The following is a 15,486-nucleotide window of genomic DNA, read 5'->3' on the forward strand; positions in this document are numbered from 1 at the left end:
GTCGAGAACGCCCCCGTCGACACCCCGACCGCCACTATCGCGGCCCCGAAAACCGTACGTACCTTCATGCGTTCACCTTCCGTCACGACGTCGACTGGAAGCATTTCCGCTCAACGCCGTTCCTAAACAGAACGCACTTCGACGACGCCGGATCCACCACCGTCACATCCACCCGAACGATGCGGCCGACACCGCACATCGGCAGCACTGGACGCCTACACAACGAATGGCAGGACGCTCACGCGGTCAGCGGAAAGCCGCTCCGATCAGTCGCCGACGAACAGGAGATATCCGTTGGCGCGAAGCGCGATCGTCGACACCCTCCGCAGCAGGTCGACCGCCTGCCGCTCGGCATCGGTCCGCACCTCGATCTCATCGATCCGATCCAGGATCACGCCGAGCTGGTACCGGTTGAACATCGTGTCGCAGTACCGCCGGATACTTCGCACCGGATTGGTGTCGGGTTGCGCCGCGCACAGTCTGGACAGCGTTTCGTCCGCATCGTCACCGAAGTGGTATATCTCGGCATGGTTGATGTCCTGCACGACGATGTCCAATGCCATCCGATCCCTACCCCTCTACCGCAGCCGCGCCGCGATGCCGGGTGAATCAGCGTGGCCACGGCCTGACCTGCAAATTGTGGGCCTGATGTGCCACAACCCGAACACTTTGATGATCGATGGGCCAGTGATTCGGATCGTGCCGGTTGGCAAGCGATCGGCCCTGGTACGCGGTGACAGGCGTGCCCCGGCGACGGGTGGAGCCGGTAGAGCAGGATCGTGATCGGCGGGGTTACGTTGATGGCCGCGAGGTGTATTCGGCCCAGCGGTCGACGGCCTGTTCGAGATCGAGTGCCGCAACCTCGGCGCGAGCCATGCCTACCGTGTGGATCAATCGCTGTGCGAGCCAATCGGGAACAGGTTCGCGTATCACTGTTGGTAGAAGGTCGAGCGATTCGGCACTGCGGCCGAGCCGTTCGACCACTGCGCCGAGTTTGCTGAATTCCGGTAGCCGACCGGTGGCCGCGACGATGCGCGCAGTTGCTTCCGCGTAGACCTCGGAGTCGGCACGTACTCCGATTGCCCAGATCTCGCAGATCTCGATCGTCTGCTGATCGATAACCCGATACACGATCCGCCAGGTGTTGCGTCCGACGACAAGCTTGCGGAACCCGGTCAATTCGCCGCCGAGCGGATAGCCGGCTTGCGGTGAATCCACCAGCAGGAGCACCTTTTTAAGGATCTTGGGCACGGCGTCAGGGCCGAGTTTTCGAAGGTCGTCGATTGCTGCATCGGTGAAAAGGACCTCGACCATCGATTTACTCGCTGTCATCGAGTTCGGCGAGGGATTGCCTTGTGTGACCGAAGGCGCCGAGCACATCATCGAGTGACGTTCGGTTCCCGCTGTCGGTCGCGGCCCGGGCCAGCACCAGCGCGAGGTCGCGCAGGTCGGACTCCGCACGATCCAGCTCGGCGAGCCGATTCATGCTGACCACAGCAGCAACCGGCCGGCGATGGCGGGTGACCACCAGGTCGGTACCACCTTCGGCATCCGCTACCAGTCCAGCGACCCCTCGCTGCGCGGCATCGGAAACGCTGAGCTCATGCGTGTTGCGTAAGATCGACATACCGTAAATGTACAGAATTCTAGCTAGATTCTCGATACCCCGTGCTACTTGTCGGGAACCACCTACGGCACGTAGGATTCCGCACTTCTGTCGCACTGGTCTGAACATTCGCTCATCGGCTACGAGCATGCGTCGTGTTCGTGCAATGCCACCAAATAGCGAAGCCGCAGGTCATCGACCTGCGGCTTCGCTATTTGGTGGAGCTAAGGGGAATCGAACCCCTGACCTTCTCGATGCGAACGAGACGCGCTACCAACTGCGCTATAGCCCCGTGCGGATCCCTTGGGAACCGCGCTGGGTAACTGTAGCAAACGTTGCGGCCAGACTCCGAATCGGTGGGTTGAGCTGCGAAAATACTAGGCGCCGGCGGCGCGGCGCATCTCGGCGGATCGGCCGCGGCGCAGGGCGCGGGCGACGGCGGGGTCGAAATGGTCGAGGTCGATGAAGGCGGGGTCCTCGTCGTCGGCTTCGAGCAGGACGGAGCGGCGGCGCAGGGCGCGGGCGGTCTCGCGGTCCATGTGGCGGCGGAAATGTTGTTCGACGCGGACGGAGGCTTCGTCGGCTTCGGCATCGTCGTCGGAGTCGCGGCCGCGCAGCAGGCGGGCGGCGCGGCGGCGGCGGATATCCTCTTCCATGCGGACCTGCTTGCGCAGGTAGGCCAGGTACCCGGCGAGGACGACCAGGGACAGGCCGCAGCCCCACCACAGTCGCTGATCGGAGACGATGGCGAATCCGCCGAAGAGCAGGGCGGCCAGGACGAGGCCGAGTACCGCGCGCTGGCGGAAGGTGTAGCGGGCGGCGCGGGCGATGGCATCGGCTTCGGGGTCGTAGCCGCCGCGGCCGCGGCGCGACGGCACGAATTCCGTGTCGTCGGTGTCGTATTCGGTATCGTCGGCCCGATCCGTCGACCGGGCGGGCGGGATGCGCGCCGCGGACGGTTCGAGGTACTCGTCGGCCACGTCGTCATCATCGGCCGGTTCGTCGTGGTTCGCAGCGCTTCCGGCCGCGGTCTGCGCGATGTCGTCCGAATCGGCATCCTCGGAATGCGTTTCGATGTATCCGTCATCGGCGATTTCGGCGAGTTCCGCGTCGGCGATGTCGTCGTCGGCGTAATAGCGGTCGTCGGAATCCCTGTCGCCCGAATCGTCGTCGATGAATTCGGCGTCCGTGATGTCGGTGTCGGCGATATCGGCGGCGAGTGGCGCGTCGACAGCGGCGGCGACGATGTCCGGCGGGTTGGCGCCCGTCTCGAGTTCGGGCGCGTACCCCGACTCCTGGTCGGCCTCGGTGACTAGTTCGTCGGCCGGTGCATTCATCCGGTCCTCCGCATCATCGCTATGGGAAAGCTTTCTGTGCACTCGGGTCGGCCGATAGTCCGGGTCGCTGTCGTGACCGGCGGCCGGCCCTTTTCGTGGGCGCCGCTTGGCACCGCCGCGGTACAGCACGCGGGTCGCCAGGGCAGCATCGGTGGTCTGCCGGATCCGTGGATGCCGGTCGGCGAGTATCGGGAACAGGACGAAGACCCAGAGCACGACCAGGCCGATCCACAGAATCGAATTCGGCATCTCGCCTCAGCTACCTCCGTCCCCGCGTGAATTGTCCATTCGGCCCGCGACTTTCCCGCACCGCGCCCCCGCTGCCGTGCGTTCGCTCGATGCAAAACGGACGGACCCGAGTCCGGTCGCCGGTCGCCTCGCAGGCTCCCTGCCGAAGATGCGGGACGCACCTCCGACGTCCGTAGGTTAATTCCGCGCAGCGGGACTTTCCGGCAGGCGCGCCGTGCACACAAGTCACACTGGTAACAAACTCCCCATCAATGCGACACGTGTGAACGCGGCGGTTCGCCCTCATTTCCGATGCGATGACTAAGGGAGGATGACCCGTCCGTCGCGGACCAAACGATCCACGACGGTGCCGGTGATCTCCTCCGCGGTGAGGCCGACGAGCAGATGATCGCGCCAGTCACCGTCGACGTCGAGGTAGCGCCGCAGCAAACCCTCTTCGCGGAATCCGACATTGCGCAATACGGCCTGGCTCGGCAGATTCTCCGGACGCACCGTCGCTTCCACGCGGTGCAGGCCGACCGGTCCGAAGCAATGGTCGAGTCCGAGCGCCAGCGCCGCCGTCGCGACTCCCTGTCCGCCCAGATCTTTCGCGACCCAATAGCCGATCCAGGCCGAACGCAGCGCGCCGCGCACGATATTGCCCACCGTCAGTTGCCCGCTGAAATTACCGTCGACCTCGATCACCAACGGGATCATCGCGCCGCGCCGCGCCTCGGCTTTGAGACTCGACCACAGCGAGGGCCAGTTCGACGCGTGATTGCGCGCTTCCCAGGCGCCGCGGCCGGTGGGCTCCCACGGTTCGAGATGTTCCCTGTCGCGCAGGCGGATCCGGCTCCACGCCGACGCGTCGCGTAACCGGACGGGGCGCAACGTCACCCGGCCCGCCGCGGCGGTCACCGGGCCGAGATGAGCGGGCCACCCCGGATGCTGGGTCACCCGGAAAACATTCATCGTCTCCACGCCTCAACCGCGCTGTGCGAGAAAAGCGACGCGAACCTCGTCGCCGGTCCTGATCTCGGTGTCGTCCGGGTCCAGAATGATGAGGCTGTTCGCCTCGGCCAGCGTCGCGAGCAGGTGCGAGGAGGATCCGGCCGCGCCGCCGAGCGGCTGAACCAGGTAGTCACCGGTGGATTCGTCTCTCATCAATTGCGCGCGCAGGAAACCCTTGCGCCCCTCCATCGAACTGATCGGGGTGATGGTCCTGGCCCGGATGATCCGTCGCATGGGATGCCTTCGCCCCAGCGCGATTCGGATCAGCGGCCGCACCATCACCTCGAAAACCACCAGCGCGCCAACGGGATTGGACGGCAGCAGAAAGGTCGGCACCTCGTCGCGGCCGAGTCTTCCGAAACCCTGGACCGAACCGGGATGCATGGCGACGCGGGCGACCTCGAGTTCACCGAGACCTTCCAGCGCCTCCCTGACCTGTTCGGAGGCCCAGCCGCCGACAGCGCCCGCGATCACCACGACCTCGGACCGAACCAGCTGTCCCTCCACGACATCGCGCAATCGGCGCGGATCGTCGCTGACGATGCCGACGCGGTTCACATCGGCGCCCGCGTCGCGCGCGGCGGCGGCCAGGGCGTAGGAGTTCACGTCGTAGACCTGGCCGGGGCCGGGGGTGCGGTCGATATCGATGAGTTCGCCGCCCACCGAGATCACCGAGAGCCGAGGGCGCGGGTGCACGAGCACCTTGTCCTGGCCGACGGCGGCGAGCAGACCGACCTGCGCGGGACCGATGATGGTGCCCGCGCGCACCGCGACATCGCCCGGCTGCACGTCGTCACCGATGCGCCGGACGTAGTCGCCCGAGCGCACGGATTCGTAGACCTTGATCCTGGCCCGGCCGCCATCGGTGAAATCCAGGGGGAGCACGGCATCGGCGAGGGTCGGCAGCGGGGCTCCGGTGTCGACGCGCACGGTCTGGCGGGGTTGCAGCCGGATCGGCTGCCGTGAACCGGCCACCACCTCGCCGACGACGGGCAGCGTCAGATCGACGAGATCGCCTTCTTCGTTGCGGATATCGGAGCCGGCGGCGGCCACGTCGACGCTGCGCACCGCGTAGCCGTCGATGGCGGCCTGATCGAATCCGGGCAGTGGACGCTCGGTGATCACATCCTCGGCACACAGCAGGCCCTGGGCTTCGGAGATCGCGACCCGGACCGGCCGGGGCGCGACCGCCGCCGCGGTCACCTTGATCTGCTGATCCTCAACCGAGCGCATCCAGCCCTTCCTGATTCTCTCCGCGCTTCACGAGTGCGCCGCCGACGCTCGGACGAACGCGCACACCACGTCCCGCGCCGACGGTGGAACCATCATTCGTACCCGACCGAACGTCGGCGGCGAAACCCGGCCGCCATCCGGCCGTCGCCCCCGGGCCGGGGCGGGCGTTGCTCAGTCGTAGGTCGTCAGCTGCGGATCCCAGTCCGGGCCGAGCCGATGCTCCAACCACTCCCGTAGGGCGGGGCCGTATTCCTCCCTCTCCAGGGCGAAATCGACCGCAGCACGAAGATAACCGCCCGGGTTGCCCAAATCGTGGCGCGACCCACGGTGGACCACCACGTGAACCGGATGACCTTCCGCGATCAGCAGCGCGATCGCGTCGGTCAGCTGCAATTCGCCGCCCGCGCCGGGGGTGATCCGGCGCAGCGCGTCGAAGATCGCGCGGTCGAGCAGATAGCGTCCGGCCGCGGCGTAGGTGGACGGCGCGTCCTGAAGGGCGGGCTTCTCCACCATGCCGTTGACGCGCAGCACGTTCGGGTTCACCGCGTCGGGCACGATCGCCACATCGAAGACGCCGTAGGCGCTGACCTGGTCCTTGGGCACGTCGATCGCGCACAGCACGGTTCCGCCGCGTTTGCGCCGCACCCGGCTCATCACATCGAGGACACCGCTGGGCAGGACGAGATCGTCGGGCAGCAGGACCGCGACGGCGTCCTCGTCGTCGTCGAGGACGGCTTCGGCCTGGGCCACCGCGTGCCCGAGTCCGAGCGGCTCCTCCTGCACGACCGAGGTCACGTCGAGCAGTCCCGGCGCCTTGCGCACCTTCTCGAGCAACTTGAACTTGCCGCGCGCGGCGAGGGTGCCCTCCAGCACGAGATCCTCGACGAAATGCGCGACGACACCGTCCTTGCCCGGAGAGGTGACGATCACCAAGCGCTGCGCGCCCGATTCGGCGGCCTCGGTCGCGACCAGTTCGATGCCCGGGGTGTCGACCACAGGCAGCAATTCCTTGGGCACCGTCTTCGTCGCCGGCAGGAACCGTGTGCCAAGCCCCGCCGCGGGCACGATGGCGGTGCGGAAACACGACACCGGTGCGCCGTCGGCGGACTTTCCGGCCTTTGCTGTCATTCGTCTACCCTATCCATCCATCACTCGACCCATCGCCGTCGCGACGGCCAGGTATGCCGGTGAGCTTATGGTGATCAGCATGGAGATGCCCGTTGAGCGCGACAAACATGCATGGCGCTCCGAAATTCTCGCGCGCCGCGAGGCTGTGACGGCGCGCACACACGCCGCCGAAGCCGCGGCACTCGCGCGGGCGGTTCGCGAACTCGAGATCCCCGCTTGGGTCTGCGCCTATGTCCCGGTGCGCGGCGAACCCGGTTCGACGGCCATGCTCGACGCCGTGCGTGAGGCGGGCGCGCGGCTGCTGCTGCCGATCGCCGGTCCGCCGGGTCCGTTGGAGTGGGCCGAGTACACCGGCGCGGACGCACTGCACGCCGCCCGCTGGGGTCTGCTCGAACCCGACGGCCCCGTCCTGCCTCCCGAGGCCATCACCCGGGCCGAACTGGTGCTGATCCCCGCGCTCGCCGTGGACCGCCGCGGTGTGCGCCTCGGTCGTGGAGCGGGCCATTACGACCGCACGCTGAGCGCGGCTCGCGTGGACGCCCGTCTGGTCGCCGTGGTCCGCGACGACGAGGTGGTCGACGAACTGCCCGCCGAACCGCATGATTTCCATATGGGATGGGCGCTCACGCCCGGCGGCGGATTACAACAGCTCGGCATCGCGGGCGTCGCGGAATGACGGCGGAATGAAACCTCGATTACCCGTGTTGGCACTGTCGGCTGTAGAGTGCCAGTTGACGAACCACCGCGGAGGATGCTGTGCCAACTTATTCGTATGCGTGCACCCAGTGTGACAACCGCTTCGACATCGTTCAGTCCTTCTCCGACGATGCGCTGAGCGTCTGCGAGCAGTGCTCGGGCAAGCTGCGCAAGCTGTTCAACTCCGTCGGAATCGTCTTCAAGGGCAGCGGCTTCTACCGCACCGACAGCCGCGGCGGCGCGTCCACCGCGAGCGAGCCCGCGAAGTCGGACAGTTCGAGCGGGTCCGGTTCCACGAGCTCGGATTCGAGTTCGTCGAACAACAGCGGCGGATCGTCGAGCAGCAGCTCGTCCTCCAGCAGCAGCACCGCCGTCGCCAGTTGAGGCCGGTGCGCTAGTCGCACCGTTGTCCACAGGCCGCGTGTTGTCCACATTCGCCCGTTCGCACCGTCGAGGTGACGTCACGCGGCCATAGGCTCCGGCCATGATCCGATCTCGCGCCGACCTCGGCCGCGGCAGCCCGTTGCGATTCGCCCTGTGGAATCGGCCGGAGTGGGCCGATCAACTACTCGCGCGTCGACTGCTCGCCGCGGGGCTGACGGTATTGGCCGTGGTGCTCTTCGTGCGTGGCGATCCGGACGCCGGGCGCGCCGAGATCGTGGTCGCCGGGCGCGACCTCGCACCGGGGCGGGCGCTCGAAGCAGGCGATCTGCGTATCGTCCCGCACGAATCCGGCACACTGCCCGACGGCGCGGTGCGCGACACCTCCACCTTGATCGGCGCGACGCTGACCGCCGCGATGCGGTCGGGCGAGGTCTTCACCGATCTGCGCGTCGTCGGACCGAGGCTCGCCGCGGCGGCGACCGGCGATCACGAGGCCCGTATCGTCCCGATCCGTCTCGCCGACACCGCCGTGGCGGAAATCCTTCGGGCAGGTGACCGGGTCGACGTGATCGGCGCCGAGGAGCAGACCGGCACTTCCTCGAAACCGGCGCGAATTCTGGCCACCGACGCCGCGGTCGTCCTCGTCTCGGCCCCCGGCGATCGGCGTACCGCGAGCGAGCGGGTGGTCCTGGTCGCGATGGACTCCGAACACGCCACCACGGTCGCCGCGGCGTCCTTGCGCACCGCGCTCACCGTCGTATTCCACTGAGAGCACGGCTGTCGAGCCCCGCCCACAAATGATTACCAAGAATTTGCCTGAGACCTGAACTAGCATCGTATATACGGCAAGAATCCCCACCGGAGAGCGCAGCGCACAGGCTCCCACTCGAAGGAGACACCGGCAATGCTGAAGGGTTTCAAGGATTTTCTACTACGCGGAAATGTCGTTGACCTGGCCGTTGCCGTTGTCATCGGCACCGCGTTCGTCGCAATCGTCACCGCGTTCACCACCGGGATCGTCAATCCGATCCTGGCCATATTCGGCGGCGATGACGAAATGGGACTCGGTTTCCAGCTGGTTGCCGATAAACCGGCGACCTTCATTCAGGTGGGTCCGATCATTACCGCGGCCATTAATTTCGTCATCATCGCGGCAGTGCTCTATTTCGTCCTGGTACTTCCCGCGACACGTGCCAAGAAGCGCTACGGCGACGGCGACGAAAAACTCAGCGACGTCGAGGTGTTGATCCAGATCCGCGATCTGGTCGCCGACGGCAAGCGCGACGCGGGCGGCAAGCACGAATTCTGACCGGCGAGTTCACCTGTGCGACAACGCGAACGGGCCCGTCACCGAAGCGACGGACCCGTTCTGCGAGTGACCCGAGGATCAGCCGATGCTGAACGGCTGACCGTACAGGGTGATCCAGGTGACGACGCTCTCGGTCTCGACCTCGACGCTGACGAAGGCGCGCGCCTGCGCGTAACCGCCACAGCCGCTCAGGCCGATGGTCGAATCGGCCCAGGTGACCGAACCGTTCGAGCCACTGAAGACGTTGCGCTTCTTGTGGGTCTCGCTACCGAAATCGTCGGCCTGCTCCAGATCCAGGATGTAGAACGACTGCGCCTGGCCGGGGCCGAGCGACAGATCGCCGCCGCCGGTGGCACCGACGCTCGGCGTGCCGTCCGCCCATGCGACGCCGCCGTCGACACCACCGGAGGTGCCGCCACCCGCGATGTTGACCTGGCAGCCCACGGTGTAGCCCGGGAAGATCCGGCCGCCGGAATCGGAGCCGGTACCGGACAGTTCGACCTGAGCGCTACCGGAGACCCACGCGTTGCGGTGCACCGGGGTGGAGCCCAGGGACGGGTTGATGTTGGCGGACTCGCCGACGAGGCGGACCGTGACAACGGTGCCGTCGGAGAGGGTCTTGACGATTTCGCCGCCCGGCAGCGGAACGAAGGTATCGGCATTGGCAGCGCCCGTGGAGAACAGGCCCATGGCGACAGTGGCTGCGGCGCCGACACCGGCCACCCGCGCCAAGATCTTGCGGTTGATCATTTGATTATGCCCCTCGAGGGTTGTGAATTCGCTTCAGCGAGAAGATTGTTCGTGCGAGAGTCGATACAGGTCAGCCGATGCTGAACGGCAGGCCGTAGAGGCTCGTCTTCGAGTAGTGGTCACCGATGATCTCGACGACGGTGTACGAGCGCGCCTGCGCGTAACCGGCGCAGCCCTGGATCTCGATCTCGGCGTCCTGGTACTCGACCGAGTAGACACCCGGCTTCAGGATGTCCTTGTAGTCGATCTGCACGAACTTCACTTCACCCGGGCCGAGAGCCAGGCCGATGGAGCCGCCGAGGCTGCCACCGTCGAGGCTGACGCCGCCCGAGAAACCCGCCGAGATGGCGTCGTCGGCGATGCTGACCTGGCAACCGACGATGTAGCCGGTGCTCAGCTGCGACGCACCGTGCGTCGACGAGTTGTTGCTACCCGGGCCACCGGCAGGACCGTTGTTCGGGCCCACTTCACCCTCGGGGGTGACGGTGACATCGGCGCTGGCGTTTCCGGAGACCCAGACGACGCGACCCGCGCCGTTCCCGGACAGGGACGGAGAAATCAGGGCGTGCTCTCCGGTACGGGTGACAGTGACGCCAGGTCCGATCTTCTGTCCGTCCGGCAACGGAACGAAGGTATCGGCATTGGCAGCTCCGGTCGAAAGCAGGCCCATGGCAACGGCCGCGGCGGCGCCGACGCCCGCGACGCGGGCACCGCGGCGCAGACCGTTGGTGCGGTTCTCGCTCATACTTCCCCTCATCAGGTTCAAACAGTCGACCTCGACCATCGAGGTGGACATTGGTCCTCTCAGGCCCAGCTCAGTGTGTCGCCCCTTTGTTGCCGGTGTGTAACCGGCTGTTATTTCGGCGCAACGGCCTCAGCTGGCAATCGGAACCGAGCCGGGTTCCACCGGGAAGGACGAAATAACTGTCTCGCCCGGGCCTTCGGGGTCCAGTGTTGAATGGCTCTCGCGAAGGTTAAACCGTCGGTAACAGCCTGGCAACGCGAGCTTTCACATTGTGAGCTGTGATGTAGATCACTGATGAACGCATGCCCATATCAATCGCTGTGCATATGCGCAGACAGGGGGCTCGCGGACCGCTGGCCACCGGATTCACGGCCGGACCGCGCCGACCGGCCCTTACGGAATCCTGACACGGCCGGTGGGGTATATCACAACGCGATATCGAAGAAAGTTGTGAGGGATCACGAAAACATTACGGCGGAGTTGCCGACCGCGTTAGCGGTATCGCTCAACCGTGGTGCGGGGGCACCTGGGAGCGGAACCAATCATCGGATGAGCTGTCGCCTCCGGATTGTGGATCGCGTTCGTCGGACGTGGTTTCCGGGAGGACGTCACCGAAAATACGGGCCGCGCGCGCGATATCCCTCGCCCGGCGCTGCGCCGGGCGAGGGTCGTCGGAAGATCCCTCGGCGGAAATTATTCGACCAATCCGGAGAGTTCACCGATTACTTTGCTGGCGAGCGGACCCAGCGTCGCCATTCCGTCGCGAACCGCCGCGCGGGTGCCGGGCAGATTGACGACGAGGGTGCTGCCGGAGATTCCGGCGAGGCCGCGCGACAGGCCGGCGTCCAGCGATCCGGCGACCCGGCCGGAAGCGCGCAGCGCCTCGCTGATGCCCTGCAACTCACGATCCAGAACCTGCGAGGTCGCCTCGGGGGTGACATCACGCGGCGACATTCCGGTGCCGCCGACCGAGATCACCAGGTCGACGCCGCCGATCACGGCGGTATTGAGCGCGTTGCGGATCTCCACCTCGTCGGCCTGCACCGACACCGATGCGTCGACGAGGAAACCAGCCTCGGTCAGCAGCTCGGTGACCAGCGGCCCGAGCGCGTCCACACCTCCATGTGCCGTTCGATCATCGACCACCACCACCAGTGCACGCCCCGCCACAGGAGCATCGATTTCCATGGTGCTCACCGTAGCGCCTACGCCGTCGAGTTCGACCTCGATGCTGGTCAAACCGGGTGGGAGCAGCACGAGACCGCGGGGCTTGGAACGCATCACCGGCCGCCCTCGGCGGGCGCCGCGGTCAGGGTGACCTCGACGGTCTTCGGATTGCCGCCCTGTTCGTCGGTGTAGGTGACCTTCACCTTGTCCCCCGGCTGGTGCGAGCGGACGGCGGCGATGAGCGCGTTGCCGGAATCGATGACCCGTCCGTCGAGTGAGGTGATCACCGCGCCGGACGGAATTCCCGCCTTGGCGGCCGGGCCGTCGGCGGTGGATTCCAGCACCCGCGCCGCGGTGTCCTGCGGTCGCAACTTGATGCCGATCTGCGCGTAGGTCGCGTGGCCGGTCTTGATCAGTTCGTCGGCCACCCGACGGGCCTGATCGACCGGGATCGCGAAGCCGAGGCCGATGGACCCGCTCTGCGCACCCGAACCCTCACCGGCCCCGAGGCTGGCGATGGCGGTGTTGATGCCGATCAGTTTGCCGTTGCCGTCGACCAGTGCGCCGCCGGAATTGCCGGGGTTGATCGCGGCATCGGTCTGGATCGCGTCGATCACCGGATTCACCTGGCTGGACTCGCTCTCGCCCTGGGTGGAGACCGGACGGTTGAGCGCGGAGACGATACCCGTGGTGACCGTGCCCGCCAGTCCGAGCGGGGAACCGACCGCGATGACCGACTGACCGACCTGGAGAGCACCGGAGGCGCCGAGTTCGATCGGGGTCAGCCCGGATTTGCCGGTGACCTTGATGACCGCGAGGTCCGAGACCGGGTCCGCGCCGACGAGGGTGGCGGGCGCGGTGCTGCCGTCGGAGAAGACGACCTCCATCGTGGCGTCGCGACCACCGCCCGCGGCGACGTGGTTGTTGGTGAGGATCAGCCCGTCCGAGGACAGGACGACGCCGGAACCCTCCCCCTCGGCGCGACTGCTCGCGACCTTGATCATCACGACGCTGGGCAGCACCTTCTGCGCGACGGCCTGGGTGGAACCGGCGGGGGCGTTGGCGACATTGCTGACATTGGGTTTCGGCGCGTCCAGCGCGTTGGTCACCGGCGCGCGGCCGTCGTCGGTGCGGGTGGCGAGCGTGCCGACCGCACCGCCGACGCCACCGCTGACCAAGGCTAGTACCACCGCTCCCGCGACCAGCCCGGCACGCACCGGACGACGCTGCGGCTGAGGTGTCTGTGGTGTCGGGTGCCCGAACGCCGTCGGCGGCACCTGGCCCGGCGGCGGCATCTGCGGCCCCTGCCCGTACTCCGGGTAGGGACCGGTCTGGTACTGCGGCATCGAGTAGGTGGCGCCGGTGTCGGGCCGCTGCCACGCCGTCTGCGGATCATGGTGCGCGGCGGGGAACTGCTCGGTCGGATGGTGGCCTGTGCCCGCGCCGTCCTGCTCCCCCCGGCGGTTCTGGAAATCCTCGGTCATCGCTTCTCGTTTCTCCTGAACGTCTGTCACCCAGTCTGGCGATGACGGCTTAGAGGGGACTGAGACCCCGCTATCAGTTTTCCGAGATCTGTTTGTCGATCTGGGCGGTCCCGGCCTCACCGGGCAGCACGATGCGGATGAGAGCGCCGCCGCGCGCCGAGTTGTCGACCGTGATGGTGCCGCCGTGTTTGGTCACCACCTGTTTGACGATCGCGAGGCCGAGTCCGGAACCCGGCATCGACCGGGACACCGTGGTCCGGTAGAAGCGCTCGAAAACCAGTTCGCGCTCCCCCGACGGGATACCGGGACCGGCGTCGTCGACGTCGAGTTCGAGCAGTCCGCGTCCGGTTTCGCGCATGGTCACCAGTACCCGCGCGCCCTCCGGGCTCCATTTGGCCGCGTTGTCGAGCACGTTGAGCACCGCGCGCTCCAACCCGGACTCGTGGCCGTAGACGAACCACGGGCGCAGTTCCGCGACGAATTCGATGGAACCGCGACGCCTGCGGGCCCGTTCGAGCGCTCGCTCGGTCACCTCGCCGAGATCGATCCGGTCGTAGACGGTTTCGGGCGCGTCCTCGCGCGCGAGGTCGACCAGGTCGCCGACGAGGGTGGACAGTTCCTCGATCTGGGCGACCACGTCCTCGCGCAGTTCGGCCATGTCCTCGTCGGGGATCTGCGGCGCTCCCGGCCGTCCCGAGGCGATCAGCAGTTCCATATTGGTGCGCAACGAGGTGAGCGGTGTGCGCAATTCGTGGCCCGCGTCGGCCACCAGCCTGCGCTGACGGTCGCGGGATTCGGCGAGCGCCCGCAGCATTGTGTTGAAACTCTCGGTCAGCCGCGCCAATTCGTCGTCACCGGTGACCGGGATCGGTGTCAGGTCGTCGGTGCGGGCGATCCGCTCGGTGGCCGCGGTGAGTCTGGCGATGGGGCGCAGCCCGGTGCGGGCGACCGCCGTGCCCGCCGCGGCGGCCAGCACCACGCCGCAGCCGCCGACCACGAAGAGCAACCAGGCCAACCGGTCGAGCACCTCCCTGGTCGGCTCCAGGCGCTGCGAAATGATCAGGGTGGCACCGGAATGGGTCGGCACCGCGAGCACTCGCTGATTGTTGACCGTGCGCAGCGACGATGGCAATTGACCGTCGGCGACGGCCAATTCCTGGCTACCGACCGGCGGCGTGGTCTGCTGGGGCGGCATATACGGCTTGTGATCGGCGAAGATCAGCGCGACGCCGACATCGTTGGAGAAAAGCCCGGCGAGCACAATGGATTGAAAACCGAGATTCTCGAAATTATTGGTGATCATCGTGTCCGCGCGCGCCCGCAATTGCGAATCGACGTCGGCGTAGAGCGCGCGCGCGACCATCGCGTAGGCGGCGATGGAGGTGACCGCCACCGCCACCGCGACCAGCGAGGCCGCGAGCAGGGTCACCCGCCAGCGCAACGAGACCGACCTGGTCAGCGGCATCGGCGGCCGCATCTCCGCGGAATCCGGCGCACGCTGCTGACCGAGTGTGGCGACCACCGGTCGCCGGGGCACAGTCCTGGCCATTGTCGAGCCGGCTTACGGAGGAGTTTCGCGGAGTACGTACCCGACTCCACGAACCGTATGGATGAGCCGGGGTTCGCTCTCGGCCTCGGTTTTGCGGCGCAGATAGCCGATATAGACCTCGAGCGCGTTGCCGGAAGTGGGGAAATCGTAGCCCCAGACTTCTTCCAGAATTCGGCTGCGCGTCAGCACCCGACGCGGATTCGCCATCAACATTTCCAGTAGCGAGAACTCGGTGCGGGTCAGGCTGATCGACCGATCGCCCCTGGCGACCTCTCTCGTCACCGGATCCAGTGACAGATCGGCGAACTGCATGGCCTCCGAACCCTCACCGGGATCGGTCGCCCTGCGGCGGAGCAGCGCGCGCAATCGGGCGAGCAATTCTTCCAACGCGAAGGGTTTCGGCAAATAGTCGTCGGCCCCGGCATCGAGTCCGGCAACCCTTTCCGATACCGAATCCCGCGCTGTCAAAACCAGAATCGGAAGATCGTCTCCGGTGCTGCGCAGTCTCCGGCAAACTTCGAGCCCGTCCAGTCGCGGCATCATCACATCGAGGACGAGGGCATCGGGACGCTGCGTGGTGGCCTTCTCCAGCGCGTCGACCCCGTCCACCGCGAGATCGACGGAGTAACCGTTGAAGGTCAACGACCGGCGCAACGATTCACGGACGGCGCGATCGTCGTCGACTACCAGAATGCGCATGCCCCCAGTTTGACCGTATCGACTGAGAGTCCACTGAGAGGGCCGCATCCGACACGCCGTGTCGATCGCGCGACCTCGTGGCCGGGTCAACCAACAGCGTGACCAGCACCTTTCTTCAGCATCGGCCGATTTCCGCTAGAGCCGGGTCCGTTCGGCATAC

Annotated in this window: 17 protein-coding genes and 1 tRNA gene; 4 read left to right on the forward strand and 14 right to left on the reverse strand. The window is 66.6% G+C overall.

Annotated elements, in window-relative coordinates; all coding sequences use genetic code 11:
• Window positions 1-266 precede the first annotated feature (266 nt).
• From JZ792_RS26935 to JZ792_RS26970, 8 genes are all read right to left on the reverse strand, one after another.
• Window positions 267-563, reverse strand: a complete 297-nt coding sequence (locus JZ792_RS26935; RefSeq protein WP_216914658.1) for a hypothetical protein — start codon at window positions 561-563, stop codon at window positions 267-269.
• A gap of 229 nt (window positions 564-792) precedes the next feature.
• The gene (locus JZ792_RS26940; RefSeq protein WP_216914660.1) at window positions 793-1,332 is read right to left on the reverse strand and encodes a type II toxin-antitoxin system RelE family toxin; all 540 of its coding nucleotides are present in this window, start codon (window positions 1,330-1,332) and stop codon (window positions 793-795) included.
• Window positions 1,319-1,627, reverse strand: a complete 309-nt coding sequence (locus JZ792_RS26945; RefSeq protein WP_216914740.1) for a type II toxin-antitoxin system Phd/YefM family antitoxin — start codon at window positions 1,625-1,627, stop codon at window positions 1,319-1,321. Before JZ792_RS26945 ends, JZ792_RS26940 begins: the two co-directional genes overlap by 14 nt.
• A gap of 195 nt (window positions 1,628-1,822) precedes the next feature.
• Window positions 1,823-1,898 (reverse strand) — tRNA-Ala (locus JZ792_RS26950).
• A gap of 85 nt (window positions 1,899-1,983) precedes the next feature.
• The gene (sepX, locus tag JZ792_RS26955; protein WP_216914662.1) at window positions 1,984-3,192 is read right to left on the reverse strand and encodes a divisome protein SepX/GlpR; all 1,209 of its coding nucleotides are present in this window, start codon (window positions 3,190-3,192) and stop codon (window positions 1,984-1,986) included.
• A 300-nt stretch (window positions 3,193-3,492) separates the two neighbouring features.
• Complete coding sequence (locus JZ792_RS26960; protein ID WP_216914664.1) at window positions 3,493-4,143, reverse strand: GNAT family N-acetyltransferase; 651 nt, start codon at window positions 4,141-4,143, stop codon at window positions 3,493-3,495.
• A gap of 12 nt (window positions 4,144-4,155) precedes the next feature.
• Complete coding sequence (gene glp, locus JZ792_RS26965) at window positions 4,156-5,415, reverse strand: molybdotransferase-like divisome protein Glp (protein WP_109528689.1); 1,260 nt, start codon at window positions 5,413-5,415, stop codon at window positions 4,156-4,158.
• A gap of 171 nt (window positions 5,416-5,586) precedes the next feature.
• The gene (locus tag JZ792_RS26970; RefSeq protein WP_109528690.1) at window positions 5,587-6,543 is read right to left on the reverse strand and encodes a UTP--glucose-1-phosphate uridylyltransferase; all 957 of its coding nucleotides are present in this window, start codon (window positions 6,541-6,543) and stop codon (window positions 5,587-5,589) included.
• A gap of 79 nt (window positions 6,544-6,622) precedes the next feature.
• Between JZ792_RS26970 and JZ792_RS26975 the strand changes: the two genes are divergently transcribed.
• The 4 genes from JZ792_RS26975 to mscL all read left to right on the forward strand — a co-directional run bounded on the left by JZ792_RS26975 (window position 6,623) and on the right by mscL (window position 8,932).
• Window positions 6,623-7,219: a 5-formyltetrahydrofolate cyclo-ligase gene (locus JZ792_RS26975; protein ID WP_254190416.1), complete on the forward strand. Its 597-nt coding sequence runs from the start codon at window positions 6,623-6,625 to the stop codon at window positions 7,217-7,219.
• A gap of 80 nt (window positions 7,220-7,299) precedes the next feature.
• Window positions 7,300-7,623: an FmdB family zinc ribbon protein gene (locus JZ792_RS26980; protein ID WP_216914668.1), complete on the forward strand. Its 324-nt coding sequence runs from the start codon at window positions 7,300-7,302 to the stop codon at window positions 7,621-7,623.
• Window positions 7,624-7,723: 100 nt separating this feature from the next.
• Entirely contained in the window at window positions 7,724-8,392 is a 669-nt protein-coding gene (locus tag JZ792_RS26985; protein WP_216914670.1) for an SAF domain-containing protein, read from the forward strand.
• 135 nt (window positions 8,393-8,527) lie between these two features.
• Complete coding sequence (gene mscL, locus JZ792_RS26990; protein ID WP_216914672.1) at window positions 8,528-8,932, forward strand: large conductance mechanosensitive channel protein MscL; 405 nt, start codon at window positions 8,528-8,530, stop codon at window positions 8,930-8,932.
• 78 nt (window positions 8,933-9,010) lie between these two features.
• Here mscL and JZ792_RS26995 read toward each other — a convergent pair whose 3' ends face one another.
• The 6 genes from JZ792_RS26995 to JZ792_RS27020 all read right to left on the reverse strand — a co-directional run bounded on the left by JZ792_RS26995 (window position 9,011) and on the right by JZ792_RS27020 (window position 15,326).
• Window positions 9,011-9,682 (reverse strand): MspA family porin, encoded by a 672-nt coding sequence (locus tag JZ792_RS26995; RefSeq protein ID WP_216914673.1) that lies wholly within the window; start codon window positions 9,680-9,682, stop codon window positions 9,011-9,013.
• 70 nt (window positions 9,683-9,752) lie between these two features.
• Window positions 9,753-10,427: an MspA family porin gene (locus JZ792_RS27000; RefSeq protein WP_216914674.1), complete on the reverse strand. Its 675-nt coding sequence runs from the start codon at window positions 10,425-10,427 to the stop codon at window positions 9,753-9,755.
• 693 nt (window positions 10,428-11,120) lie between these two features.
• Window positions 11,121-11,615, reverse strand: coding sequence for a MogA/MoaB family molybdenum cofactor biosynthesis protein (locus JZ792_RS27005; protein ID WP_232840176.1), 495 nt, complete (start codon window positions 11,613-11,615; stop codon window positions 11,121-11,123).
• A gap of 92 nt (window positions 11,616-11,707) precedes the next feature.
• On the reverse strand, window positions 11,708-13,078 hold the full coding sequence (locus JZ792_RS27010) for a S1C family serine protease (RefSeq protein ID WP_216914678.1): 1,371 nt from the start codon (window positions 13,076-13,078) through the stop codon (window positions 11,708-11,710).
• Window positions 13,079-13,151: 73 nt separating this feature from the next.
• On the reverse strand, window positions 13,152-14,627 hold the full coding sequence (locus JZ792_RS27015; protein ID WP_216914680.1) for an ATP-binding protein: 1,476 nt from the start codon (window positions 14,625-14,627) through the stop codon (window positions 13,152-13,154).
• A 12-nt stretch (window positions 14,628-14,639) separates the two neighbouring features.
• A complete protein-coding gene (locus JZ792_RS27020; protein WP_216914682.1) occupies window positions 14,640-15,326 on the reverse strand; it encodes a response regulator transcription factor in 687 nt (228 codons plus the stop codon).
• Window positions 15,327-15,486 lie beyond the last annotated feature (160 nt).

It is taken from the genome of Nocardia noduli, assembly GCF_019038455.1.
Lineage (GTDB): Bacteria > Actinomycetota > Actinomycetes > Mycobacteriales > Mycobacteriaceae > Nocardia > Nocardia noduli.